Origin of the sequence: Lactobacillus gasseri ATCC 33323 = JCM 1131 (assembly GCF_000014425.1) — a bacterium.
Lineage (GTDB): Bacteria > Bacillota > Bacilli > Lactobacillales > Lactobacillaceae > Lactobacillus > Lactobacillus gasseri.
Genome location: NC_008530.1, coordinates 1,337,970 through 1,364,826 on the forward strand (window position 1 = coordinate 1,337,970; position 26,857 = coordinate 1,364,826).

The following is a 26,857-nucleotide window of genomic DNA, read 5'->3' on the forward strand; positions in this document are numbered from 1 at the left end:
TACCAAACTAATCAACCATTAAACAAGCCAGCCACCATCAACATAAATAGTTTGACCAGTCAAATAATCTGACCGTTCATCAAGTAAGCTTTCTACCCAAAAGACGATATCTCTAGGTTTAGCTAATCTCCCGGCAGGAATTTCATTTTTTACTTCGTTTAAAGTTTCTGCGTCAAAAATTGCGTTCATTGGTGTATCAACTGCCCCAGGAGCAATTACATTTACTGTTAAATGAGCTGATGCAACTTCTCGTGCATATCCTTGCGCAAAGCTAGATAAACCACCCTTGCTGGCACTATACACGCTCTCTAACGCACTTGCTTGGCCACCATATACCGAACCAATAAAGATGATACGTCCATGTTTTCTTTTTAAAAGCTGTGATTCTAAAAGAGAAGTGATCTTTATTGGCGCTAATAAATTAATTTGCATAATTTTTTCTATTTGAGTTAATTCTTGACTACCAAGGAATTGGTAATTAGTTATTCCTTGAGTAAAAATAGCAGCACTTATTGGTAAAAGGCTTGCAATGGTAGTTTTAATTACTTTATCTTCAGCCAAGAAATCTAACTTTAAAGGAAAAAATTCTTGATTTGGATACTTATCAATAAATTCTGCTACCATTTTTTCAGCTTCTTGACTGCTATGATTAAAGTGGATGTATAAAGACCAACCTTTTGCAGCAAGGTGGGCTGCAATGGCCTTGCCAATTCCTCCTGTTGCGCCAAAAACTATTGCACGTTTCATTTAATTAGCTTCCTCTTTACCTTTTAAAATTGTAGTAAATATATCACTTTTAGCCAAAATATTATCAATTGCTGTATAAAATTCACTAAAACTTAAGGATTGAATTACGTAAGCAGCAGTATTGAAGTCTTCATTTTCTAGGCCATATTCAGCTTCTTCAATTGCCACTGTGCTTAAATCATCAAATTCTCTGATTGTCTGCGCTAAAGCCTCTTTCTTTTGAAATACAAATGCCTCTTTTGTTATTGGAACTTCGAGAAGCTGACTCTTGATATTTTCTAAAAATAAATCCGGTTTATTTGAAGCACCGATAATCGTAGCGAAATTTCCTTCAGTAGTATAAGAAACTTGAAGCTCCATTGGAGAATTTAAAATTCCTTGTTTTTGCATTCTTTCAAACCAGGGACTGGTTACTCCCAACTTAGCTTGAAGCATCATTTCAAAAATTGTTTGTGCTGTACTATTTTTTAGATCGACTTTTTCAAAGTCAGGCAGTCTGATCCCTATACCAACACGTGAAGTAGCCAAATCAGATTCAATAATAGTATTATGCTGCTTTTGTGGACTCACCAAAGTTAATTTCTTGGGTGCAACTTTTTTAGAAATCAAATATTTGCTCTCAAGTTTTCCTACTTCACGCAGAACTTCTTTTGTTTGATTTTCACTAAATCCACCACATGCGACGAATTCCATTCGACCACTAATATAATTATTGTCATAAATTTCTTGTAAAATTTCTGGCGTCATCTTTTTTAAACTAGCTTTGGTACCAGTTAAATCCTCCGCCAAATTTGTCTTAGGGAACATCATCTGCATCAGTTCATAATTTACTTGCCAATTCGGATCGTCCTGATACATCGCTAATTCTTGAGCAATAATCTTGGCTTCTTTAGTAACATTGCTTTTAGTAAAATGTGTCGTCCCTACCAATTCAAAAATCAGTGGCAATACTTGTCGCCAATGTTCAGTAAAGCTGGCATAAAACATCGTTTCGTTATACGTAGTAAACGCATTAGTAGAAGCACCAACCGCCTCAAAGCGCTGCGATATGTCTCCATTCTTTTTGGTAAATAATTTATGTTCCAAAAAATGAGCTCCACCGCACAATTTCTGAGGATCACTTCCACCAAAATCCACAATGATTCCCATAAATTTTTGTGCAAATAATGGCCTTCTAATTACTTTTGCTCGAAATCCAGACTTATATTCTCTGGTAGTTACATCTAATTTTTTCATTTTAAACAATAGCTTTCATTAAAGTACAATTTTTGACTAAACTCGATTAACTTATCCATTTTAAATTGCTTAACGTCATTAATTCGTTGTTCAAAAGTATAATCGCGACCTCTTAAAGCATTTGCCAGCATTTGAATTAAAATTAAATCTTGTCGATCAGCACTTATTTGATAATTACGCTTCAAAGCAGCTTTAGCTTTATTAAAGACATCTTCATCTACTTTTCCTGCTTGAACTGCTCCTACGCCACTTTTAATTGCCTTAGAAGCGACTGCAATTTTATCTTTAGAAATTCCTGTACTAATTAAAAAAAGCGAATTATTAACATAATTAGTTGCATCAATTGCATACGCTGCTCCTAGTTTTTTTCTAACCTCAGTAAACAGTTTAGATGACTCATCCCCAGCAAGATATTCTCCTAAAAATAAACCACCAAATTGCTTGAAATACACCGGCAACGACTGATCATAGCCGTAACCAATCAAAAGTTGTGCCTGCTCACTCTTAAATTGCACTTCTTTTTCTATTGGATCTTCTATAGTTGATAGAGACAAGGTTGGCACAACGAAATCGTCAAAATAACCAGGCCAATCAATTCGATTTTGAACTAAATCAGTTAAACTGTCAGGATCTTGTGCTTGCCCCAAACAAAAAGCAGGCGCATTTTTTAGTGTATTAAAGAATGACTTAATTTCTTCTAAACTAACATTTTTTAATGTTTTTTCATCGCCAAAAACACTATCTTGATAATTAGGAGTATTTCGATACCAAGTATTGAAAAAGCCATTTAAAGCAAAGTTTGCAGGTAGTTCATAATATTGTTTTCTTTCCTGTTCAAGCTGTCTTTTGGCTAACTCTAATAATTGACCATCAAAAAGTGGTTCCTTTACCACCTTAAAAAAGGCATCCATTACTATCTGATAATTATAATCTGGGTCAAGAATTTCACGAGGCTCAACAAAATTTATAGTGTAAAAAACTACAATTTGATTTCCAAATACTTCAGGAAAAATTTGTAAACTCGCATTATATAGATTAGAAAAAGTCCTTGCCTGAATATTTATCCCTGGAAAACTTTTACTAGCATTACTCTGCATACAGGCTAAAATATTCGCCAAAGCTAATGTTTTCTTATCTAAAGGCAAACGCAAAAAACAGCCTAAAGTGGCTGTTTTAAATTTTAAATTATGGTCAATTCTAATATTCGTCATAATTACTGATCATCGTCCTTTTCTGGTGGAATAAGTACTTGTCTCGGTTTAGATCCTTCCGAAGGCCCTACAATCCCTTTTGCTTCCATTGCATCCACAATTCTTGCAGCTCGATTATAACCAATTCTAAATCGACGCTGAAGCATTGATACGCTCGCTGACTGCTGTTTTCTAACTAAGGCTACTGCTTGATCATAGAATTCATCCTCAGGCTCATCTTCACCATCAGTTTGACTTTCAGAATCATTCTTTGAAGGAATCATGTCTTCGTTATATACCGCTTCTTGTTGCTCTTTTACCCACGATACTATTTTTTCTACTTCATTTACGGAAATAAAGGCTCCTTGAACACGTTCAGGTTTAGCTGCTCCAATTGGTAAGAAAAGCATATCTCCACGTCCTAAAAGCTTTTCAGCCCCAACTTGATCTAAAATAGTTCGTGAATCTACCCCACTAGAGACAGCAAATGAAATTCGAGATGGAACATTTGCCTTAATTAAACCAGTAATAACGTCAACGCTCGGTCTTTGCGTTGCCAAAATCATGTGAATACCAGCCGCACGCGCCATTTGCGCTAAACGAACAATTGCGTCTTCTACATCATGACCAGCAACCATCATCAAATCGCTTAATTCATCTACAATTACTACAATGTAAGGCAATTTTTCCATTACCGAATTAGTCTTATCAGCATTGTTTTCAGCTACCTTTTGATTATATTCAGTAATATTACGAACTCCTCCAGCTGCGAAAAGTTGATAACGTCTTTCCATTTCTTTAACAGTTTTACGTAAGGCATTTGTAGCCAACTTAGCATCAGTAACAACTGGAATTAATAAGTGGGGAATCCCGTTATATACAGAAAGTTCAACCATCTTAGGATCAATTAAAACTAGCTTGACATCCTCTGGATAAGACTTCATTAAAATACTAGTAATAATTGTATTAATTGCTACTGATTTACCAGATCCAGTAGAACCAGCAATTAATAAGTGTGGCATCTTGCGTAAATCTGCCGAAATTACTTTTCCTTCAACGTCTTTACCTAAAGGTACATCAAGAGAAATATCTTTTGCTTTTGAATCTTGATGAAGCATTACGTCTTTGAAAGAAACAGCTGAGGTGGTTCGATTAGGTACTTCAATTCCAATTAAAGGCTTTCCTGGGATCGGGGCTTCAATACGAATATCCTTGGCAGCTAAGGCTAAAGCTAGATCATCTGCTAAGTTTACAATCTTGCTTACCTTAACTCCAACTGCTGGTTGTACTTCATAACGAGTAACAGTAGGTCCTAAGACAGCTTTTTTGACAATGACATGTACACCAAAACTCTTAAAAGTAGATTCTAAGACTTCAGTATTTTTCTGAATTAAAGACTTATCTTGACTTTGATCAACGCTTTTTATCGGTGCTAACAAATTAATTGGAGGTTTCTGATAATTAGCATTTTTTGTTTGAGCGTGTTGCTTAGTCTCTAAATCACCATGATCAACATCCTGAAGTTCCTGCTTCATCTTCTGATCTTCTTCCGCATAAGAATGTGAAATTGGCAAATCATCAGCCGAATTATCTCCAACTTCTGCGTCTGAAGCAGCGGTACTTTCTTGAGAAACCTCGATTGGAGGATCAAAACGAGGTGTTTCTTCAACATCTTCAGTTTTATTTGAAGTAGATGCGTCTTCTGTGAAATCAGCTGTACTTGGGAAAGTATCATCATGATCATCCAAAGGATCAGTCAATTTTTCTCGATTATTTAATTTCTCTTGCTTATTTTGCTCATGCTTTTCGACTAAATCATTATATTTACTCTTTAAAGCATCACCAGCATCTTTATTTTTCTCAATTACTAATTGCGAGCCCTTTTGAAAACCAGACAACAAAGTAGCAAACTTCACATTGCAGATCATCAAGACTCCTACTAACATCATTAGTAAAGATATTACTTCTGAACCTACGGTACCCAAAATTGGAAAAATAAGTTGATAAAACATACTTCCAATAAAGCCACCACCAACTTTGGTCGTAATCTGAGCACGAGAAAATTCTTCACCAATTGATGTTAAAAAGGCATTGACAAATCCTTGATGGATCATCATTTGATTGAAGACACGAGAACTTTCCCAAAGGAGTAAACCTAAATAAAAAATTCCTAGGCCGCTTCCTCTTTTTAAACTAAAACGAGGTGGCTGGTTATAAATCACCATAACCAAGCCAAATAAGCCTAAAACAAGACTGGCTAAATAGTGACTATCTCCAACAAAAAAGCGAATTAAATTAATTAGTTGTTGGCTAAACAAACCGAAATGAACGCAACTTAAAACTGCTATTAAAACAAGTACGATTCCAGTAATGACCCATTCCATACTTTGTTTTTTCTTTTTAGTAGTTGTCTTTCTCTTTGTCCTGCGTTTTCGCTTTTTAGCCATCAAGACACCTTCTCAATCTTTTTACTTATCATTTTTGCCCTTTTGGTTATCTCGGTTTAATTCATTAAAGTTTGATTTAAAACTAAGGTTAACTGGGTGATCTAAAGTTAATTGGGTAATTTCATAAGTTAAAGTTTCAATTTGTTCAACTAATGGTCTAGAAAGTAACTGGTAATCTGATGGTTCTAAATCGGTCCCATCGCCAAAATAATCAACAAATTGAACAACTCTCGTAATTACACCACTAACGGTAAAATCGCCGGGTGCGGGAGAAACCTCGAATGGAACAGCAATTTCAAAATACTTACCAGTTTTCCCTTCATCTTGGCTACCGTCGTCTAAGTCTTGATAAACTTGTCTTAATGACACATTAACTTCATTTTTTACTTTTTGTTCATCATTTAAATCATAATGAAAAGAACGAACAATAATTGGAGTCATATTTTTAAAATCCATTTTAATTCTCTCCTAAATTTCTTTCATAACGTTCAGGACGATTATAATTATCCTTTAACTTATCATTTTCATAATGATGGCTCGTTTCCATATTTGGAAAACCTTGCTGTCTCAAAGCTTCTAAAAGAACCATCGCTACTGAATTTGATAAATTATAGCAACGAATATTATCTGACATAGGAATCCTAAGATTACGATCATAATATTCTCGCATAAAAGTTTCTGGTAAACCAGTTGTTTCCTTTCCGAAAACAAAATAATAATCTTTATTAGGATCAGTATAGTCTACTTGAGCATAATTTTTTGAAGAAAATTTTGAAATTAAATACATTTCATCATTTGGACCAAGAGTCTTTAAAAAGGCATCTAAGTCATCATGCATTCTTATGTCTACTTTATCCCAATAATCTAATCCTGCACGTTTCATTTTTTTATTATCAATTTGAAAGCCGAGCGGTTCAATAAGATCTAAGATTGTATTAGTACCCGCACAAGTTCGAGCAATATTTCCTGTATTTGCAGGCATTAATGGCTCATAAAGTACAACGTGATTTGTCATAAAAAAGCTCCTCTTGTAAAAAAAGCGTAGCACCTGTAATGAGGCAAGTACCACGTTTAATTCTATACTCAATTCTACTCTTTAGACTTTAGATTCGCATCATCTGATCCCGATATCTCATCATAAAGAGTTGAAATCTTACGATAATAATTAAATAGTCTAGTCACAATAATCTTAATTACAGCATAAACTGGAATCGCAAAAATTACGCCCCATAAGCCGGCAACAGCACTTGCACCAATTAATAGCAAAATAGTAGTAACTGGATTCATGTTCATCTTATTCCCCATTACCAATGGTGAAATAACACGTCCCTCAAGCGTTTGTTCAATTGCAAAGACAATTAAAACCTTTACAAGCATCATAGGTGAGCTAATTAGCCCCAAAATAATTGCTGGAATAAAGGCGATAAAGGTTCCGAAATAAGGAATCATGTTTAATACACCAGCTAGAACAGCTAATGTTATTCCATAATTTAGACCAATTACCGAATAACCAATCGCAAACATTACTCCAACCCAAAAAGCAACTGTAATTTGTCCTCTAATGTATGATGCTACAGCTCCATTAATATCACTAAGTAAACTTGAAAAACTAGGCTGTAGTCTTTGTGGAGCAAATTTGGTCACATAGGGATTTAAACGATGACCATCTTTTAACATAAAGAATAAAACAAAAGGCGCTGTTAATAACGTCATAAAAATCATTGTAATAACATTAACAGCCGACGACAAATTACTCAAAGCTAAGTTAAAACTGTCTTGCCCAGTTTTAAACATCTTTGTCTGAGCGTCAGAAACGGCCTGATTGATTCCACCACGAACTCCATTTAAACGGGGATCTCGGATCATCTTTTCAAAGCCCTTTTGCGCATCTTGCCAATAAGCTGGCCAGTTCTTAATTAAAGAATCAGTTTGATGCTGAATAATTGGGATCAAAGTATTAATGATCCAAATTAATCCTCCCAAAACAATTACAAATAGCAAAATAATTGTAATTATGCGTGGTACTTTTAATTTCTTTTCCATCCAGTCAACTACCGGATCCATTAAGTAATATTGAATTGATGCCACCAAAATTGGTGGCAAAATTGCATTAAAGAATGTCCAAAAAGGATTTAACACAAAAGAAATTTGGTTAAACACCCAAATAATTAAGAAGAACAATAAAATATTAAGTAATACTATGCTAAAGCGATTATTTAAAAACCATTTAACAAAGAAATTATTCTTCTGATGATGTTTTTCTACATCCATAGCTTCCCCTCTTATCTATGTTCGTAGGTGATCCAGTCCCCCACTTTAAATTTAGGCATTTCTTCTTTAGGATCTTTTTCTAAATAAATTGCATTAGTCATTGGCTTTTTCGGAACTTCATTAGTAAATACTAAAGTTGCATGTCCAATAGCTTGCATATTCATTTGAACCATTGGGCCAACATATAAAGCTAAATAAGTAGTTCCGTCAATCGTAATTGAATCGTCTTTTTTAAAAATAAATTTTTCTACTGGAGTTGCTTCATCAAATTTTTGTAAAACAGCAACATCTCGCAACTTATCAGTTGCTTTGTTATCAAATAAAATTACGATATTATCATTTGGATCTAACGCTTCTGATCCAATAGCAGTAATTGTAGAATTCCACTTCATTTTTATCAACCTCTTTACTAAATTTTACCATATCACTTTGCCTAGCTGATAACACTTAATAACAATTGCCTATTCTTGTCAAAAGGTAGAGAATAAATATGTTACGGAAAGCTTTTATCAGGAGGTAAAACTATGAAAGTTTGGTTTGGTGGCTATACTAGCCATGACTCAAAAGGAATTTATACTGCTAATGTAGAAAATAATGAAGATGATATTAAACTAGTTGATGTTAAAAATATTGTTGAAATTGATCGTCCAACTTATTTTCAACTAGTTGGTGATTTACTATTTACCATCATTCAAAATGGTGACCAAAGCGGAATCGCTACTTATCGCATCAAGGATGGAAAAGCAAAACAGTTAGATACCTATTTCCATGAAGGAGCAGCGCCTTGTTATATTAGTGTCGACTCACAAAAGCACCTAGTCTTTACTGCCAACTATCACTTAGCAACTATTAACGTTTTTTCTTATGATGAAAATGGAAAATTAACTTTTATTACTAACGATACTCATGAAGGTCACGGACCAAGAGCAGAACAAGATCAAGCCCACCCACATTTCTTCGATGAAACTCCAGCCGGTAATCTAGTTTCATGTGATCTAGGAATTGACGCTGTTGATTTTTATAAATTAGATGGAGATAAATTAAAACACTTAGCTCGTTATCAAATGGAAAGCGGCTTTGGTACTCGCCACCTTGTCTTCTCACCTGATGGAAAAACTATGTATATCGTTGGTGAATTATCAAGTCAAGTTAACGTTGCTCGCTTAAATGAAAATACTTGGGAATTTGAAGATATTGCAACCTATAAGACTATTCCTGACGACTTCAGTGATCACAACGGTGCCGCAGCTATTAGAATTTCCAAAGATGGTAAATTTATTTATATTTCTAATCGCGGTCACGATTCAATCGCTGTTTTCAAAGTCCTAAACGATGGAAAACTAGAATTAGTACAAAGAATTTCCGTCTTTGGATCATTCCCACGTGACTTTAACTGGGATAAGGACGAAAAATATCTTGTTGTAGCTAACCAAAATACTAATAATGCTACTTTATACCGTCGTAATTCCGAAACAGGTAACTTAACTCCTATCCAAAAAGATATTCCTGTACCAGAAGCTACACGTGTCTTATTCGAAGAAGATTAGTCTGATAATAGTTATCACAGATTATTAAACTCCCATTTTGCCATGATTTTCATGGCTTTTATTTTATCTTACTTAGAAAGCAAATATTTACATGCAAAATAATGCTACTGATAAACTATCACCATTAAAAAAGTTAACCGCTGAGCAAGAAGCATTGGTTAATCAAATTATTAACTTTACCAATCAGCACCTTAACAACAATTTTCCTGCCACTTTTACTATTTATGGTGACGCTGGAACTGGAAAAAGCGTAGTCCTTTCTGCACTTTTTGATCAAATACAAAAATTACGTCAAACTAAAAATAGCAATTTTTATCAAACTAATAATTATTTCTTAGTTAACCATCCAGAAATCCTTAAAGTCTATAAGCAAATTGCCGGTCCGCTTCCAGAATTATTAAAGAAGAATTTTCAAAGACCAACTAGCTTTATTAATCAGTTAGACAAAAAGCAAAAAGAAGCTGATATTGTCATTATTGATGAAGCACACTTACTTCTCTCAAAACCTGACCACTACAATAATTTCTATCATGATAATCAATTAGTTGAGATTATTAAACGAAGTAAGGTAGTTATTCTAGTTTTCGATCCCTATCAAGTATTAAAAATGAAAACTCTTTGGACTAAAGAGCGACTAGAAAGAATTACGCATCTTTATCCACATAAAGAATATTACTTAAAGCATCAATTTCGAATGAATGCATCTTCAGATCTGATTGATTGGTTCAATTCTTTTACTGAAAATAAAATTATCAAGCCAATCCCAGATAATGCAACAAAGAATTATGACTTTCGGATTTTCAATGATGCGGAAGAAATGCGGAAAGAAATTGTTAAACGTAACAATGAAGTAGGCTTAAGTAGAATTCTTTCTACGTCTGGTTATCCTTCAACATTAGATGGTGGCAAGCACTATATTCAAGAAGGTAAATTTAAAATGCCATGGGATCAGTATAATTACACCTCAACACCTTGGGCAGAAATACCTGAAACGATTAATGAAGTAGGGTCAATATATACTTGCCAAGGTTTTGATCTAAACTATACAGGCATCATTATTGGACCGCCAATTAGTCAGATTCCTGGTCAAAATAAAATTCAAGTCAATTTAGACAAAATCACCGATATTGAAATGTTTAAAAAAAGAAAAGATTTAACTGATCCAATTGAAATTAAAAAACTAGAAGAAAGAATGGTACTTAATTCTTTAAATGTACTCTTTAAAAGAGGAATTATGGGAACTTATCTTTATGCACATGATCCTTTACTTAGAAAAACGCTAGTTTCGCTGTTTAAAAAATAGCAAAATAATAATAAAAATAGGCGCTGGTTTTTTACCCATCGCCTATTTTTTTAATTCTCATTTAAATAAATTGTTACAATCTTAAATCAGGTTTGCTTCTTCAAGCAATTCTTCAATCCATGTTCCCTTAATCTTCTTCATCCCTGCTTTAACGGCAAGCTTTTCAGGAAGTGGCATTTCTTGATCTGCCAGCTTCTTCTTATCAGCCATGTAGTACATTGCACGAAGTAATTCACGAATGTCATAAACAGAATCCCAAACTTCTGGTACTCCGCGATCTACATTAAGCAAGGTGTAAACTGACTCCATCGCAGTTCTAACTGAATATTCAGTAGTAAAGACAGTATCTCTAGTAGGACTTTCAGCAAAGTTACCAATAAAGGCTAAATTCTTTGAACCTTCTGGTACAACAGCTGGACGGTCGCCATCATGACGCGGCATGAAGTAACTAGTTATATAAGGCATATATACTGGAACAGTATTCATATTTTCTTCTGAAGAAAGTTCTTTAATTTCACTTTCTGGAACACCTAAATGATACAGCATTTCTTCAGCGATTTCTTGTCCGGTACAGTCAACAACCTTCTTTTTAATGTAATTTCCTTCAGTATCTGAATATAAAGCATAGATCCAAACGACGATTTCATTTGGTTTTTGCGTTGGGAAGTGTGGTTGACGGTGAATGGTAAAACTTAAGCCCCAGTTAGAATCAGTTACTGTGATAATACCACCAGTATTTACTTTGCCATCATATAAACTGCGTTTAGTCAATCTTTCAAAGTAAGGTGCTACTTTCTTATTTTTCAAGGTTGTAGTTGCAGAAACAAACCATGATCTCTCTGGCAAGTTTTCACTAAAGACATCAGGATGACCAAATGCTGGGTCTTGCTTAGCTAGATTCTCCCATAATCTCCATGAACCACCTTTAGCATGAGTAATTGGTGCTGGTGTAGTTTGGTTACCATAAGTTGAGCTTTCAGTAATTGAACCGTTAGTCACAAAGACAAGATCATTTTCAGTTAAGTCAATATCTTCTTGCTTACCATCTTTCTTCATGACAATCTTTTTAGCAACTTTTTCGTTTCCTTCATGATCAACTAGAACATTTTCTACTTGAACACCATACTCAAACTTAACGCCATGATCCTTTAAGTACTTAAGTAGTGGTTTTACCATTGAATCATATTGGTCATATTTGTTGAACTTTAAAGCTGTAAAGTCTGGTAAACCATCAATATGGTGAATAAACCGCATGCAGTAGCGTCTCATTTCTGCAAGAGAATGCCATTTTTCAAAAGCGAACATCGTTGACCAATAAGTCCAGAAATTAGACTTAAAGAATTCTGGAGAGAACCATTCTTCAATAGTCTTTCCTTGAATTTCAGATTCCGGTGTCAAAACTAATTTAACTATTTCACTAGCATGTGAACCTAGTTGATATAAACCATCAGTTGGCAATTCATTACCACGTTTATGAATTAACCGGCAATTTGATGAGTTAGGATCTTCTTTGTCGAGCCAATAATACTCATCTAAGTAGGATGCCCCTGGTATTCTCAACGAAGGAACAGAACGGTACATATCCCACATACATTCAAAGTGGTCTTCCATTTCACGACCACCACGAACTACAAAACCAGCATTGGGACGCTTAGTTCCGTCTAAAGAGCCTCCAGCAACATCTAATTCTTCTAAAATATGAATCTTGTCACCAGCCATTTTAGCATCTCTAACTAAGAAGAATGCTGTTGAAAGACCAGCTAATCCACTACCAATAATATAAGCAGATTTTTTGTCTACATCTGCTGGCTTTTTTGTGTCTGCAAAAGCTTCATAATTTCCCTTTGAATAATACATACAAGTGATCCTCTTTTCTATATTAGGATAGTATTAACACTTCTTATATTCAATTCTATGTAAAGCGGTTACAATAGTCAATGTATTTGACTATTATATTTATAATTTATTACTTATTAGGCTTTGCCACAAACATTTCATATCAACTGGTTCTGAAATAGTAATTTCCTGCTTAAGTTCAGAAAAAGGATCATCAAACTTAAGATAAAAACAATTCAAAGCTTGTCGCTTAAAATTATCTTTAATCCCATACAATGGATCACCATACAAGGGATGTCCAAGGTATTGCATGTGAACTCTAATTTGATGGGTTCGGCCAGTTAGTAACTGTAATTCAACTAAGCTCGCACCATTAACTTGCTCTAAAACACGGTATTTTGTAATTGAGCGTTGACCATTAGCTACTATTCCGCGTTTAACGCCAGCATCTAGTTTACCGATTGGCGCATCAATAGTCCCTGTTTCTTGCTCTTTACTAAAATTGCCATGCACAATTGCATGGTACTTCTTAATAAAACAATCCTTTCCCATCTCACTAAATCGAGCATGAGCAACTGCATTTTTTCCAACTAAAACTAATCCTGATGTATCACGATCAAGTCTTGTAATAACATGTGGCTTCAGATCTTTCTGCCCATTTTTTTGAAAATAATATATTAATCTGTTGACTACTGCATCATTATCTTCATAGCGAGATGGGATTGACAAAACGCCAGCTTCTTTATTTACGACTAAATAATCATGCTGTTCAAAAACAATATTAAGTTGATTAGTAGATGGTTTTAGCCATTGATTTTTCTTCTCTTCACCTAAGATAAAGATTACTTCATCCCCTGGATGTAAAAGATAGCTAGTATAACGGCGATGATGATTTACTAAAATCATTCCCCCATTATGCTGGCTATTAGTTAAAGCTCTTTTAGAAAAACCATTTCTTAACAAAAAACGCCCCAATTTTTGAGGTGTTTTATTTTCAAATTTTAATTTAAAATATTGCATGATTATTTATTCTTAGGTTGCCCAATAAAGGCATCTTCTACCCGATTCCAAAAGTGAGTATGTTGATATTTATCAAATCGAATAACATGTTGAGAAATCCGATACTCAATTTTCTTAATGTGCTTATGATTGAATTCATATCCATCATAGGTTACTACGTAGTGATCATCACTTTCTGGTTTAATAGTTATCCATTCATCTGGAGCAATAACTATTGGGGACGATAAGGTTCTGAATACACGGTTATTAATCGAGGCTATTTCAGTCATTTGCAGGGCTTTTAAACGGGGATGGATAACTGCGCCGCCTAATGATTTACTGTAAGCAGTAGACCCTGTAGGCGTTGAAACACATAAACCGTCTCCTTTAAAGCTTTCAAAGAATTGGTCTCTAATATAAACATCAGCCTTTAAAGTCTTAGAAACTCGTTTAATTGTTGCTTCATTTAAAGCAAGTAACTTTTTCTTTTCACCTGAGCCAGTAGTAATAATTAATTCTAGCAGCGGATAAGAAGCGGAAGATGGTTGTTTTTTAGTTAAATTATCAACCATCTTTCCAATTTCGAAATTACGCCAATCAGTATAAAAACCCAAGTGTCCCGTGTGTACACCAATAAACCTTATCTGATCAACTAAATTTTGATATTTGTGAAAGCCAGAAATTAAAGTTCCGTCTCCTCCAATTGTGATTACCACATCAGGATTTTCAGGATCAATTTCGATCTTTCTAGAATCAAGCAATTTTTCTAATGCCTTAACTACTGCCAAGGTTTCAACTTTTTCATTATAAACGAGTGCGACTTTCATTATTGTTCTTTTCCTTTAGATTTAGTAAAAATTCTCTGTGCTTCCTGCACTTCATCTTTGATTGATGACATTTCTTCATCTAACTTATAAGCAGCTTCGGCTGTTGATTTAAGTCGCTTAGAAATATCTTCTGGGTACTTCCCTTGATATTTATAATTTAATGTATGTTCTACCGTTGCCCAAAAATTCATTGCTAAGGTCCGAATTTGAATTTCGGCAATTATTTTTTTAGGTCCATCTGGTAAAAAAACAGAATATTCAATTACCATATGATAAGAACGGTATCCAGATGGCTTAGCATTTTGAATATAGTCCCTTTCTTCAATTACCTGCATATCTTGACGCTGGTGAATTAGATCAACTACTCGATAAATATCATCAACAAATTGACACATAATTCGGATGCCAGCTATATCTTGCATATCATTTTCAATGACATCAGGAGCAATAACTCGCCGCGTCATTTTTTCTTTAATTGAATCGACTGTTTTTACGCGTCCGACCACGAATTCAATCGGCGAATGCTCACCCTTGTTTAAAAAACTTTGTCTAAGTGATCGAAATTTAACTTTTAATTCAGATACAGCCTGTTGATAAGGCCATAAAAATAAATCCCAATCTTTCATGTATAAATCCTTTCCGTTTCAAACAAAATTATTCTACCATAGAGAGGGATAACATTAACTAGTGAAAGGATAAAATTATGAGTAAAAATTTAGAAATTGAATCAAAAACACTCCTAGATAAAGATACCTACGAAAAAATGCGTGACGCATTTACTGCTAAATCAGATTTTATTCAAAAAAACTACTACTTTGATACACCTGATTTTGACTTAAAAAACAGTGATGCTAGTTTAAGAATCAGAATTTTGGTTGATCATGCTGAACAAACTATTAAAGTTAAGGAAACCAATCCTAAAGAAAATAAATATAGTGAAAGAGTAGAAATTAATGATCTTCTATCAGTAGCTCAAGCCGAGCAAATGGCTCAAAGTGCCTACGAGGGTACTTTCTTCTTATTTGGTGGTGATGTTGGTAATTATTTACAAAAACATTATTCTAATAAAGCCATTCACTCCTTAAAACTAATTTCTTGGAGCCAAACACGTAGAATATTAGCTGCGGGACCAGAGAATTGTGAATTAACTCTTGATTTAACAGAATTTCCAGATGGTTATTATGACTTTGAATTAGAAATTGAAAACGATGATCCAGCAACTATAAAAAAGGTACTTGCTGAATTAGAAAAACAGTTTAATTTCAAAGCTGACAAGGAAAATACTAACCAAAGCAAAGTAAAACGTGCCTGGGAACATAAAAAATAAAACAAATTTTTTTCCATTTCGTTCATTTTCTGATACAGTATTCATGAACTTGGACGGAGGAAATAACAAAATGTTTGAAATATTTTTCTTTGTTAATCCGATTGGGATTAACTGTTATCAAAATGAACAGGAAATAATTGCTGCAGTCAGTGGTTATCAACAAAATATTTCTTACCACTTTATTCCCATGACTACTATGAACACAATTCGTAGCGATATCAGAGCAAGACATCTTTCATCAAGTAATATCGAAATTTTCAACACTTTTAGTCAAAGCGCTTATAACGCAACCAAAGATTATCACACTCTAAAATTAATAGCTGGCAACAAAAAAGCTAGACAATATATCATCAAATTGCAACATGCTATTAATGATATGGGCAAAGTTTATTCTACAGAGCTTGTTAATGAAATTTTGAGTTCTCTAGATGTTTCAATTAAGAACTTCAAGAAGAACCGAGAATCAAATTATATTAAGCTTTCAATGGATAAAGATTTAAAACTTGCCGATGACCTGAATGTTGTAACTACTCCAACTACGATTATTTTTAATTATGATAATGATCGTGGTGATTCAGGGATGATGATTGAAGGTTGTGCGAATCGCGAAGAAATTGAGTCCGCAATCACCGGGGATAGACAAACTAGTAGTGACAATAGTTTGCGCTTATTATAATTTAGTGGGCTAGTTGACTTTTGAGTCAGCTAGTTTTTTTTGCAGAAAAATTAATATTGGACTCTTTTCTTTAGGCTCCCGTAATTTTAAGAAGAGTTCATCTGGGATATCTGCCACAGAATAATGTAGTTGATATAATAGCGAAGCAATTTCTAATCCGAGTTTACTCTTTTGAGTAATTTGTTTTTGTAAATATACTTTTTGATCTTGAATATAACTCAGTTTATTTCTTCTAGTAGATGGAATGAAAGTAAACAAACTAGCTACTCCTTTTTCATCTAATGAAAAAGTTTTTATATCATAGCTTAGTTCTGAACTAAGTGCTGCCATTAAAATATTATATTTTAACGTAATTACACAACTAAATGGATTAATTTCCAAATAGTACCATTGCCATTTTGCACTATATCTTAGAAAGATTTTTTGAGAATGGTTAATTTTATTTTTTAAATAATGCCTTTTTCCAACAATCCAAATATCTTTAATCTGCAACTTTTTATATAAGGCATGACGATGGGCAAATTCTGCCTCACTTAACGGTGCGCATTGTACTTCAAAAGATAAGTTGTTTTCTACTAATATGTCTGCTCTTAATTGCTGATCTAAAAGCGGAACTTCAACATCTGCTCGAATTCCATTTGCTTTTAGTGCAGTACACAACAACTGCTTTGCCTGTAAATGCTCCTCCTTTTCTCCGGTTCCCCTTACCTGATAAAAATGTTTAAAAAATGGCTTTTTTTCTTCTGATAAGATCAAAATCATTCGATGCTTGCAAGATGGGCAAAGATAAGATTCTTGATTTAACTTTTTTAATCCTTTACTAACTTGTTCTGCTTCATTAATTGCTAAGACTAACTTTTGATTTAAAATAGCAGCATACATTTTATCGCCCATTATTATATACGCAAAAAGGAGATGATTTTTTTCATCTCCTTTATTTTTAATCAAAATATTGTCTTAGGTTTCCCAGAGCATCTTGTCTAATCAAGCACTTAGCATTTTTCTTTATTTTTTGGAATTGCTTTTCTGTCATTCCATTTCCATATTCATTAGCTATTACCCAAGTATCTTCTGGCTTCAGTTCAACATAATTGTCATCTAAGTAGGCTAAGTCTAAATAATATTCATGATGATATGTATATAGACTAGATGCTAAACCATCAACCTTTAATGCATCTGCTAGGGCAGCAACTAAATCAATACTATCAATCTTAAAGACTCTACGATTATCGCTAATTAGTTTATCTTGATCATTAATTTCTGTTTTACGATCATCATTATCTGATCCAGCCCCCAATCCCTTTAACAGGTCACGTAATTGATCATTGGGATTATCACTGACATCTTCATCACTGTCCGGTACTTTGGAAATAAGTAACTCTAATCCAGAACTACTTGGCATAACTTGAAAAGTAACTGGATCGCCTTTAGCAAAAGTATGATCTGTATCGACTTCACTTAAAATTTGATAGAAAAAATGTTGAATTTGACTTTTATTTCCTAATAAATCGAGCATTGTTATACCACGCTCTTTAAGTTCATCCGCATCCATTGTTACACGAATGGTATTCTCACTTATTCTATGTACTTCCACTTGTTATCACCTCGAAGTCTCTTGTCTTTAATACATTGTAACCTATTTTCTTGTTCATACAAAAACGCTAGCTTAAAAAGGCTAACGTTTTTACAATTTTTAATTAAAGATCAGCTGTCATTGCTTGGATTTCTTCAAGTTCCAAACGACGAACCTTTCGAGGAAGAAATCTTCTAATTTCATCTTCGTTATATCCTACTTGTAAACGTCTGTCATCCATAATGATTGGACGTCTTAATAAACTTGGATTTTTTTCAACAAGATCAATCAATTGATCAATTGATAAGTCATCTAAATTGATTTTTAAGTTTTGGAAAGTACGAGAACGAGTAGAAATTATTTCTTCCGTTCCATTCTCGGTCATACGCAAAACTTGCATGATTTCTTCTTTATTCAATGGATTAGCAAAAATATTTCTCTCCTTAAAAGAAATATCATGCTCTTTTAACCATGCTTTTGCCTTACGACATGAAGTACAACTTGGTGATGTATATAAATTTAACACTTAACTCCACACTCCTTTGCGTGTAGAAAAATAACTACCGTTTCACTTACAACTATCATTGTATCACAAATACTTGTTTTTTGTAAGTTGTAATTAGATTTCTTTTTATTAGCTTACAAGTATTACTTTATCAGTAAATAATGAAGTTTGTGTGAAGTTTTGACAGAAAAAAAGAGTACTTTCGTACTCTCTTTCTATTAGTCATTAATGTTAAGCTTCTTCATAGTTTCTTCAACTAGCTTCTTATTTTCATCAGCAGTTTCTGAAACAAAACAAGCTTTATTAGCTAATTCTTTAATATCTTCAGTATTGATCTTCTTCATCAAACTTCTGATACGTAAGATTGAAGTTGCACTCATTGAATATTCATCAAGTCCCATTGATAAAAGAATTGGGAACATAATGTCATCACCAGCAGCTTCACCACACATACCACACCAAATACCATTTTCATGAGCACCATCAATAGTATGCTTAATCAAACGTAAAACAGATGGGTTATATGGTTGGTAAAGATAAGAAACGTTATCATTACCACGATCGGCAGCCATAGTATATTGGATTAAATCGTTAGTTCCAATTGAGAAGAAATCAACTTCTTTAGCAAATTGGTCAGCTAACACTGCAGCAGCTGGAACTTCGATCATCATACCAACTTGTAAGTCGTCACCGACCTTAACGCCTTCTTTAACAAGCTTATCTTTTTCTTCAGCTAAGATTTGCTTTGCTTCACGTAATTCTGCCAAAGTACCAATCATTGGGAACATAATTCCTAATGGACCATATGCAGATGCACGAAGTAAAGCTCTTAATTGAGTTCTAAAGATATCCTTGTATTGCATTGAAAGACGAATAGCACGAACACCTAGGAATGGGTTCATTTCTTCTGGAAGATCCCAGTAATCTAAGTGCTTGTCACCACCGATATCACAAGTTCTAATGATAGTTTGCTTACCATCCATATCTTCGATAACTTCTTTATAAGCATCGAATTGAGCTTCTTCAGATGGGAAGTCTTTTGAATTCATGTATAAGAATTCAGTTCTGTACAAACCAATTGCTTCAGCACCGTTTTCTTTTACACCCTTCATGTCATTAGGAGTACCAATGTTAGCAGCAATGATGAACTTCTTACCGTCTGCAGTTACAGAAGGTTCATTCTTTAACTTCTTCCATTCTTCTTTTTGCTTAGCAAAGGCTTCACCCTTTTTGGTGTATTCTTCAACTTGAGCATCAGTTGGGTTAACAATAGCATCACCGTCTAAACCGTCAGCAATAAGCATATCGCCATCTTTAACGTCTTTAGTAATGCTTTCAGTACCCACAACAGCTGGAATTTCTAATGAACGAGCCATGATTGCTGAGTGAGCAGTTCTACCACCAATATCAGTTACAAATCCCTTAACATACTTTTTGTTAAGTTGAGCTGTATCACTTGGTGTCAAATCATAAGCCACCACAACAACTTCATGGTCAATAGCTGCAGGATCTGGTAATTTCTTACCAAGAAGGTGTGCCATAATACGCTTTGAAACATCACGTACGTCAGCTGCACGTTCTTGCATATATGCATTATCAGTCATGCCTTCAAAGATGGTAATAAACTTTTGAGCAGTTTCATCTAATGCAGCTTCAGCATTAACTTTTTGATCTTTGATTTCTGTTTCAATGGCACCAGTAAATTCTGGGTCACTTAAGAAGAGAAGGTGAGCATCAAAAACTTGAGCTTCTTCTGCTCCTAAACTTTCCTTAGCCTTATCACGAACTTTTTCTAATTCTTTAGTTGATTCTTCAACAACTTTTTTAAAACGAGCTACTTCAGCATCAACATCGCTAACTGATGTTTTAGAAAACGAAAGGTCAGGTTCTACCAAAAGGTAGGCTGGTGCAACTGCAATACCATCACTGGCAGCAATTCCCTTTAAAGTTTTCGACATTATTCAGCTAAACCTTCCTTTTTCATAGTGTCAGCAATAGCTTCGATTGCTTCTTTAGCATCGTCACCATCAGCAGTAATAGTTACGTCTGCACCTTGGCCAACACCTAAAGACATAACACCCATGATTGACTTCAAGTTTACTGATTTACCATTGTATTCCAAGTTAATATCTGAGTTAAACTTAGATGCAGCTTGTACCAACAAAGTAGCTGGACGTGCATGAATACCAGTTTCAGCAACAATATGAAATTCGCGTTTTTCCATTTTAAATTATCTCCTTTAAAATCAAAAATAATCGGGAGTTTTATACCCACTCGTTTATTAGGTTATCATGTTTTTAACATGAAAACAATACAAATGTAAATGTTTACATTATAAGTTGCTTAATTTTCATTATCAGATAAGGTATAAATTATATCCCCACCACGCTGAGCAATTCCAGTTATACTTTGCCTTTTACCATAGCTTCTAAGTGCTAATTGAAATTGAAAAGCATCTTTAGGACTTACTCTATATTCTTTTAATTCGCCACTCACGATCTGATCTAGTATTTTTTTATAATCCATATCTTATGAATCTCACTCCTTAAATTTTACTAGCTTAGTAAGAAATTAATTCTTTTCCTATTGTAGCAATTATTTAGCAAAAATCTAATCTAACTACTTGCAATTAGTAAGTATCCGTACTATGATATTAGCAAGTTAGCACTTAAACATCAAGAGTGCTAAAATAAAAATATAGCCTGTATATTATAAGAAAGGCGGAAATATTAATGCTATGCGATAACTGTCATGAACGTCCTGCCTCAATTCATCTTTATACAAATGTTAATGGGCAAGATCGTGAAATATCATTATGCCAACAATGTTATCAAGAATTAAAAAATCAACAAGGACAAATTAATAATATGAATAATAACAATGCTTTTTTTGGTGATTTTGATGATTTATTAAACGCCTTAAATAATAGTAATAATGAGCAAAATAATTCTCAAGACCGTGATCCCCGAATGAGAATGGGCGGTGGACGTCGCGGTGGCAATAATGGTGGTCAAAAATCACTATTAGACCAATACGGAACTGATTTAACTAATCTAGCAAAAAAAGGAAAGATTGATCCAGTTATTGGACGTGATAAGGAAATTGCTAGAGTCATTGAGATCTTAAACAGACGCACCAAAAACAATCCAGTTCTTATTGGAGAAGCCGGTGTTGGTAAAACGGCTGTTGTTGAAGGTTTAGCACAACAAATTGTTGACGGATCTGTTCCTGCTAAGCTACAAAATAAACGTATTATTTCACTAAATATGGTTTCGATGGTTCAAGGCACTGGTATTCGTGGTCAATTTGAACAAAGAATGCAACAGCTAATCAAAGAACTTGAACAAAATGACAACATCATTCTATTTATCGATGAAATTCATGAATTAGTTGGTACAGGTAATGCTGAAGGTGGTATGGATGCTGGCAACATTATTAAACCAGCATTAGCTCGTGGAGACTTCCAACTAATCGGTGCAACTACCATTAAAGAATATCGAAATATTGAAAAAGATTCTGCTTTAGCACGTAGATTTCAACCAGTTGAGGTTAAAGAACCAACTACTGAAGAAACAGTTAAAATTCTCCAAGGTATTCGTAAACGCTACGAAGATTATCACCATGTTCACTATACTGATGAAGCAATTCAAGCTGCCGTCGCCCTTTCCTCTCGTTATATTCAAGATCGCTTCTTACCTGATAAAGCCATCGATCTTTTAGATGAAGCTGGTTCAAGAATGAACCTTACTATTCCATATGTCGATAGTGAAAAAATTAAGGAAAGACTAGATGCAGCTGAAAATTTAAAGCAAGAAGCTTTGAAGAATGAAGACTATGAAAAAGCAGCTTACTATCGTGATCAAATTGAAAAATATGAAAAATTAAAAGATCAAAAAGTAGATCCAGATCAAACACCTAAAATTACTGAAAAGATCATGAATAAGATTGTTGAAGAAAAAACTAATATTCCTGTTGGCGACTTACAAAAACAAGAAGAAACTCAATTAAAGAACTTATCCACTGATCTTAAAAATAATGTAATTGGTCAAAATAAGGCTGTTGAAACTGTTGCTCGCGCAATTCGCCGTAACCGAGTTGGTTTCAACAAATCTGGTCGTCCAATTGGTTCATTCCTATTTGTAGGACCAACTGGTGTTGGTAAAACAGAATTAGCTAAGCAACTAGCTAAGCAAATCTTTGGTACTGAAGATGCGATGATTCGTTTTGACATGAGTGAATATATGGAACAATATTCAGTCTCTAAGTTAATTGGTTCTGCTCCAGGTTATGTAGGATATGAAGAAGCAGGTCAATTGACAGAAAGAGTACGTCATAATCCTTATAGCTTAATCTTATTTGATGAAATCGAAAAAGCTCATCCAGATGTACTTCACCTCTTCTTACAAATTCTTGATGATGGTCGTTTAACTGATTCACAAGGTCGTACAGTTTCATTTAAAGACACAATTATTATTATGACTTCTAATGCTGGTCAAGGAATTAAAGAGGCGAACGTTGGCTTTGCTGCTGAAAACAGTCATCAAGAACAATTTAAGAATGCTCTTGGTCAATATTTCAAGCCTGAATTCTTAAATAGATTAGATGATATTGTCGAATTTAATTCACTTGATAAGAAAGACTTAATTAAGATTGTCGACTTAATGCTTGCTAATACTAACAATATGGTCAAAGATCAAGGTCTTCATATTGAAGTCACTCCAGAAGCAAAGGAACTACTTGTAGAAAAAGGTTATGATCCATCTATGGGCGCTCGTCCACTTCGTCGTACAATTCAAGAAGAAATCGAGGACAAAGTTGCAGATTACAAGTTAGACAATCCAGCTGCTAAAGACTTAAAAGCTGATGTAGTAGATAACGCGATTGTAATCAGCGAAAATTAAGTATTCAAATACTAAAGAGAGCCACATAAATGTGACTCTTTTTTTATTTATTTTTATAAATCTTCTAAAAAAGGTTATACTTAAGTTGGGATTTTAAAGACACATTTATATATCGAGGTTATAAATATGATGCATTTAATTGATGTTACAAATAGCTACCGTGATTTAGTTCAAAGACAGCTAGCAGCTACAAATAGTCAATTCGTAAAAGTTTACTCTTTAGGTAATACTACAGTAGTATACAGCGAAACCGCTGATAAAATTGAAATCGTAATGGAAAATCATAAACGTCCTATCAGACAAGACGAAGTAGAGTTTGTTATTAAGCGTTTAATTCATGAAGATCGAATTTACGATATAACAGTTGATAAGAGTAGAAAGATTATTTCTATTACTTGTGATCGATAAAATTGCATTTAAAAAGCCGTGGAAAATTCCATGGCTTTTTATTTTTGACTCAATTACAATCTTGAAGTTAATTCAACATCTGGATATTTGTCTTTGAACCATCTTTCTGCAAAAGCATTTTCAAATAAAAATAGTGGCTCACCATCTCTATCTTTTACTAACAAATTACGAGAAGATGACATCTTTGGATCTAACTGATCTGGATTAATCCAGCGCGCTACACGGTTACCTAAAGTATGAAGCTCTACTTCTGAATTATATTCGTTCTTCATTCTAAAAGAAAAGACTTCAAACTGTAATTGACCAACTGCACCCAGGATATAATCATCAGTTGAATAACCACGATAAAGCTGAATTGCACCTTCTTGAACTAATTGGTTCATCCCTTTATGGAACGACTTTTGCTTCATAACATTTTTAGCAGTTACACGCATGAAAATTTCTGGTGTAAATTGCGGTAAAGCTGGATAAACAATTTTCTTCTTACCGGCGTAAATTGAGTCTCCAATTTGGAAGTTTCCTGTATCATATAGACCAACTATATCGCCAGCAACCGCATCAGAAACTTGAACTCGTTCACTAGACATAAATTCAGTTGCATTATTTAATCTGACTGGCTTTCCAGTTCTAGCTAGAGTTACGTCAATCCCCTTTTTAAATTCACCGCTACCGATTCTTACAAATGCAATTCGATCACGATGGTTAGGATTCATATTAGCCTGAATCTTAAATACAAAACCAGAGAATTCAGGATCGTCTGCAGCTAATTTTTCATCACCATTAACAATATGTTCTTGAGGAGCTGGCGCTAAATTAACAAAACTATCTAAGAAAGTCTCAACACCAAAATTAGTTAAAGCTGAACCAAAGAAGACGGGAGTTTGATCTCCTTTTAAGATTTTTTCTTTATCAAAAGTATTTCCGGCTTCTTTCAACAAGTCAATATCATCTAGAGTTGATTGATACAAGCTATCTTGCGCTAAAGGTTCATCTTCTGCCAATTTTCCATTTTTATCCAGCGGTAAATAGCGGTCATCATCATCTTTTCGATAAAGTTCAACACGATTATTTGCAATATCGTATAATCCCTTTAATTGCTTCCCCATACCGATTGGCCAGTTCATGGCTACGCCTTCAATACCAAGTAAATCTTCTAATTCAGCAATTAAATCTAGCGGTTCACGTCCGTCACGATCAAGCTTGTTCATAAAGGTAAAGATAGGAATGCCACGCTTCTTTACAACCTTAAATAATTTTTTGGTTTGAGGTTCGATACCTTTAGCAGAGTCAATAACCATTACCGCAGCATCAACTGCCATTAAAGTCCGGTAAGTATCTTCGGAGAAATCTTGGTGTCCTGGCGTATCAAGAATGTTGATTCTCTTACCCTGATATTCAAATTGCATTACTGAACTAGTAACTGAAATACCACGCTTTTTTTCAATTGCCATCCAGTCACTAGTTGCATAATGTCCACTTTTACGTGCTTTAACTGTACCTGCACTTCTAATCACTCCACCAAAAAGAAGCATTTGCTCAGTAATTGTTGTCTTACCCGCATCAGGGTGAGAAATAATTGCAAACGTGCGTCTTTTTTTCACTTCATCAGTTAACTTTGTCATTAATCTTTAGCTTCTTCCTTTTCTTGTTTTTCTGGAATTGTAAGTAACAGCGTTAATAAACGCGACCCCTTCATTCGTCTAGTCGTTAAAATCATTCCATTATCAAGTTTGACGCTTAGTTTTTCTCCTTTAGCCGGAATCATTCCTAATTTAGTGATTACGTAACCAGCAACCGTATCCACATCTTCCATTGCTAAATCAGTTCCAAATTCTTCATTAAAATCAGCTAAAGGCATCTTCCCATAAATTACATATTCTCTTGGCCCAATTTTTGAAAATAGGACCTCAGCCTTATCAACCTCATCATCAATGTCGCCAACAATCTCTTCAATTAAATCTTCAATTGTTGTCAGTCCTACAACACCACCATATTCATCAGTTAAAATTGCAAGCTGTCTTTGAGTTTGCTGCATTTCAACTAATAATTCACCTAATTCAATTGTTTCAGGTGCAAATAAAGGCTTAAACATTACCTGATCGTAATCTAACTTATCAAAGCCAATCTTATGGGCTTTCCGTAAAACCGTCCTAATATGAATAACACCAACAATCTTATCCTTATCACCATCATAGACAGGTACTCTTGAATAAGGTTCTTTCAAGATTTGATCTAAGTTTTCTTGAAAATTATCATTGATATCGACCATAAAGGCATCTGTTCTAGGAACCATTACTTCTCGAGCCATTTTTTCTTCAAACTCAAGAATACCCTCCATCATTGAAAACTCACGATCACTAATCTCTTTTTGCTCATGTAATTTATTTAAAATTTTATTTAGCTTACGTTGGCCATCAATATCTTCATCGCCGCGAAATTTAGCTCTTAATTTGCTAAATATATCACCCGCACCGGGATCACTACTCATCTTAATTTCTCTCTTTCTATTACTGCCTTAATCCCACTTTAATCATAATTATCGGTAATTATATCATATGGTAATCTATGATAAAATAAGGAACAAGAAATGGGGTCTTATAGATGAAAAAACAAAATATCTACTTGGTATTTACATTCTTATTATTAATTCCGTATCTTTGCAGTTTAACTTTAATCGGCATCTGCTACAATGCTTTAGTTAGACACTCTAGCGATCTTTTTCGAAGCTTTATTGGCGCCTTGGTTGGAACAATTATCATGTTTGCTATTAAGGCAACCATTCAGAGACCACTTGATTTAGTCTCTGCTAAAGTACCAGATAACTTCTTTAAACAAATTCTACGTTTTTACAGTATTCGCAGACGTAAACTTTTCTTAGTTGGTAACTGCTTAGTTGATTTCGTGCTTTGCTGGCTTGCGATGGATCTCGTGAGAAGATGCTTCTCATTATCCTTCATTATTGGAAACTCGGTTGGCATTGTCTTATTAATCATGCTGATTTCAACATGTATTGGTGCTTATATCGAATATGACAACCTATCTATTGACCCCAAACAGAAGTAAT

Annotated in this window: 27 protein-coding genes; 7 read left to right on the forward strand and 20 right to left on the reverse strand. The window is 34.3% G+C overall.

Annotated elements, in window-relative coordinates:
- Positions 1–18: 18 nt before the first annotated feature.
- The 8 genes from ymfI to LGAS_RS06620 all read right to left on the reverse strand — a co-directional run bounded on the left by ymfI (position 19) and on the right by LGAS_RS06620 (position 8,283).
- On the reverse strand, positions 19–747 hold the full coding sequence (gene ymfI / locus LGAS_RS06585; RefSeq protein ID WP_003646981.1) for an elongation factor P 5-aminopentanone reductase: 729 nt from the start codon (positions 745–747) through the stop codon (positions 19–21).
- Positions 748–1,983 (reverse strand): M16 family metallopeptidase, encoded by a 1,236-nt coding sequence (locus LGAS_RS06590; protein ID WP_003652660.1) that lies wholly within the window; start codon positions 1,981–1,983, stop codon positions 748–750.
- Positions 1,980–3,194: a M16 family metallopeptidase gene (locus tag LGAS_RS06595; protein WP_003646979.1), complete on the reverse strand. Its 1,215-nt coding sequence runs from the start codon at positions 3,192–3,194 to the stop codon at positions 1,980–1,982. Before LGAS_RS06595 ends, LGAS_RS06590 begins: the two co-directional genes overlap by 4 nt.
- A gap of 2 nt (positions 3,195–3,196) precedes the next feature.
- Positions 3,197–5,620 (reverse strand): FtsK/SpoIIIE family DNA translocase, encoded by a 2,424-nt coding sequence (locus LGAS_RS06600; protein WP_003654089.1) that lies wholly within the window; start codon positions 5,618–5,620, stop codon positions 3,197–3,199.
- Positions 5,621–5,641: 21 nt separating this feature from the next.
- Positions 5,642–6,076, reverse strand: coding sequence for a DUF1149 family protein (locus tag LGAS_RS06605; protein ID WP_003646977.1), 435 nt, complete (start codon positions 6,074–6,076; stop codon positions 5,642–5,644).
- A gap of 1 nt (position 6,077) precedes the next feature.
- Positions 6,078–6,635 carry a tRNA (uridine(34)/cytosine(34)/5-carboxymethylaminomethyluridine(34)-2'-O)-methyltransferase TrmL gene (locus LGAS_RS06610; RefSeq protein ID WP_003646976.1) on the reverse strand — a complete coding sequence of 186 codons (558 nt, stop codon included), beginning with the start codon at positions 6,633–6,635 and terminating at the stop codon, positions 6,078–6,080.
- A 74-nt stretch (positions 6,636–6,709) separates the two neighbouring features.
- Positions 6,710–7,891: an AI-2E family transporter gene (locus tag LGAS_RS06615; protein WP_003646975.1), complete on the reverse strand. Its 1,182-nt coding sequence runs from the start codon at positions 7,889–7,891 to the stop codon at positions 6,710–6,712.
- Between the two features lie 11 nt (positions 7,892–7,902).
- On the reverse strand, positions 7,903–8,283 hold the full coding sequence (locus LGAS_RS06620; RefSeq protein WP_003646974.1) for a PTS glucitol/sorbitol transporter subunit IIA: 381 nt from the start codon (positions 8,281–8,283) through the stop codon (positions 7,903–7,905).
- 132 nt (positions 8,284–8,415) lie between these two features.
- Here LGAS_RS06620 and LGAS_RS06625 point away from each other — a divergent pair, with 132 nt between their 5' ends.
- Together LGAS_RS06625 and LGAS_RS06630 are read left to right on the forward strand one after the other, a co-directional pair.
- Positions 8,416–9,438: a lactonase family protein gene (locus LGAS_RS06625; protein ID WP_003646973.1), complete on the forward strand. Its 1,023-nt coding sequence runs from the start codon at positions 8,416–8,418 to the stop codon at positions 9,436–9,438.
- A gap of 91 nt (positions 9,439–9,529) precedes the next feature.
- Positions 9,530–10,741 carry a DUF2075 domain-containing protein gene (locus LGAS_RS06630; RefSeq protein WP_003646972.1) on the forward strand — a complete coding sequence of 404 codons (1,212 nt, stop codon included), beginning with the start codon at positions 9,530–9,532 and terminating at the stop codon, positions 10,739–10,741.
- 81 nt (positions 10,742–10,822) lie between these two features.
- On the opposite strand, the gene LGAS_RS06635 is transcribed toward LGAS_RS06630, so the two are convergent.
- The 4 genes from LGAS_RS06635 to yjbM form a co-directional block, all read right to left on the reverse strand.
- Entirely contained in the window at positions 10,823–12,598 is a 1,776-nt protein-coding gene (locus tag LGAS_RS06635; protein ID WP_003654076.1) for an oleate hydratase, read from the reverse strand.
- Positions 12,599–12,697: 99 nt separating this feature from the next.
- On the reverse strand, positions 12,698–13,597 hold the full coding sequence (locus tag LGAS_RS06640) for an RluA family pseudouridine synthase (RefSeq protein ID WP_003646971.1): 900 nt from the start codon (positions 13,595–13,597) through the stop codon (positions 12,698–12,700).
- 2 nt (positions 13,598–13,599) lie between these two features.
- The gene (locus LGAS_RS06645) at positions 13,600–14,403 is read right to left on the reverse strand and encodes an NAD kinase (protein WP_003646970.1); all 804 of its coding nucleotides are present in this window, start codon (positions 14,401–14,403) and stop codon (positions 13,600–13,602) included.
- A complete protein-coding gene (gene yjbM, locus LGAS_RS06650; RefSeq protein WP_003646968.1) occupies positions 14,403–15,029 on the reverse strand; it encodes a GTP diphosphokinase in 627 nt (208 codons plus the stop codon). Before yjbM ends, LGAS_RS06645 begins: the two co-directional genes overlap by 1 nt.
- 77 nt (positions 15,030–15,106) lie before the next feature.
- On the opposite strand from yjbM, the gene LGAS_RS06655 reads away from it, so the two are divergent.
- Together LGAS_RS06655 and LGAS_RS06660 are read left to right on the forward strand one after the other, a co-directional pair.
- Positions 15,107–15,730, forward strand: coding sequence for a CYTH domain-containing protein (locus LGAS_RS06655; protein ID WP_003646967.1), 624 nt, complete (start codon positions 15,107–15,109; stop codon positions 15,728–15,730).
- Between the two features lie 70 nt (positions 15,731–15,800).
- Positions 15,801–16,406: a DsbA family protein gene (locus tag LGAS_RS06660; RefSeq protein ID WP_003651930.1), complete on the forward strand. Its 606-nt coding sequence runs from the start codon at positions 15,801–15,803 to the stop codon at positions 16,404–16,406.
- Positions 16,407–16,415: 9 nt separating this feature from the next.
- Here the strand turns inward: LGAS_RS06660 and LGAS_RS06665 are convergent, their stop codons facing one another.
- From LGAS_RS06665 to LGAS_RS06690, 6 genes are all read right to left on the reverse strand, one after another.
- Positions 16,416–17,288 carry a competence protein CoiA gene (locus tag LGAS_RS06665; protein WP_025012216.1) on the reverse strand — a complete coding sequence of 291 codons (873 nt, stop codon included), beginning with the start codon at positions 17,286–17,288 and terminating at the stop codon, positions 16,416–16,418.
- 58 nt (positions 17,289–17,346) lie between these two features.
- Positions 17,347–18,000 (reverse strand): adaptor protein MecA, encoded by a 654-nt coding sequence (locus LGAS_RS06670; protein ID WP_003646964.1) that lies wholly within the window; start codon positions 17,998–18,000, stop codon positions 17,347–17,349.
- 103 nt (positions 18,001–18,103) lie between these two features.
- On the reverse strand, positions 18,104–18,505 hold the full coding sequence (gene spxA / locus LGAS_RS06675) for a transcriptional regulator SpxA (protein WP_003646963.1): 402 nt from the start codon (positions 18,503–18,505) through the stop codon (positions 18,104–18,106).
- A 197-nt stretch (positions 18,506–18,702) separates the two neighbouring features.
- Positions 18,703–20,442 (reverse strand): phosphoenolpyruvate--protein phosphotransferase, encoded by a 1,740-nt coding sequence (gene ptsP / locus LGAS_RS06680; RefSeq protein ID WP_003646962.1) that lies wholly within the window; start codon positions 20,440–20,442, stop codon positions 18,703–18,705.
- The gene (locus LGAS_RS06685) at positions 20,442–20,708 is read right to left on the reverse strand and encodes a phosphocarrier protein HPr (RefSeq protein ID WP_003646961.1); all 267 of its coding nucleotides are present in this window, start codon (positions 20,706–20,708) and stop codon (positions 20,442–20,444) included. The genes ptsP and LGAS_RS06685 overlap by 1 nt, the downstream gene beginning before the upstream one ends.
- A 119-nt stretch (positions 20,709–20,827) precedes the next feature.
- Entirely contained in the window at positions 20,828–21,010 is a 183-nt protein-coding gene (locus LGAS_RS06690; protein WP_003646960.1) for a hypothetical protein, read from the reverse strand.
- A 206-nt stretch (positions 21,011–21,216) separates the two neighbouring features.
- Between LGAS_RS06690 and LGAS_RS06695 the strand changes: the two genes are divergently transcribed.
- Both LGAS_RS06695 and LGAS_RS06700 read left to right on the forward strand, forming a co-directional pair.
- Positions 21,217–23,385, forward strand: a complete 2,169-nt coding sequence (locus tag LGAS_RS06695) for an ATP-dependent Clp protease ATP-binding subunit (protein WP_003652268.1) — start codon at positions 21,217–21,219, stop codon at positions 23,383–23,385.
- 129 nt (positions 23,386–23,514) lie between these two features.
- Positions 23,515–23,793, forward strand: coding sequence for a DUF1827 family protein (locus LGAS_RS06700; protein ID WP_034525186.1), 279 nt, complete (start codon positions 23,515–23,517; stop codon positions 23,791–23,793).
- Positions 23,794–23,846: 53 nt separating this feature from the next.
- On the opposite strand, the gene LGAS_RS06705 is transcribed toward LGAS_RS06700, so the two are convergent.
- Both LGAS_RS06705 and LGAS_RS06710 read right to left on the reverse strand, forming a co-directional pair.
- Positions 23,847–25,415: a peptide chain release factor 3 gene (locus LGAS_RS06705; protein WP_003646957.1), complete on the reverse strand. Its 1,569-nt coding sequence runs from the start codon at positions 25,413–25,415 to the stop codon at positions 23,847–23,849.
- Positions 25,415–26,281 (reverse strand): hemolysin family protein, encoded by an 867-nt coding sequence (locus tag LGAS_RS06710; RefSeq protein WP_003646956.1) that lies wholly within the window; start codon positions 26,279–26,281, stop codon positions 25,415–25,417. Before LGAS_RS06710 ends, LGAS_RS06705 begins: the two co-directional genes overlap by 1 nt.
- Positions 26,282–26,394: 113 nt before the next feature.
- Between LGAS_RS06710 and LGAS_RS06715 the strand changes: the two genes are divergently transcribed.
- Positions 26,395–26,856 (forward strand): hypothetical protein, encoded by a 462-nt coding sequence (locus LGAS_RS06715; protein ID WP_003646955.1) that lies wholly within the window; start codon positions 26,395–26,397, stop codon positions 26,854–26,856.
- Position 26,857 lies beyond the last annotated feature (1 nt).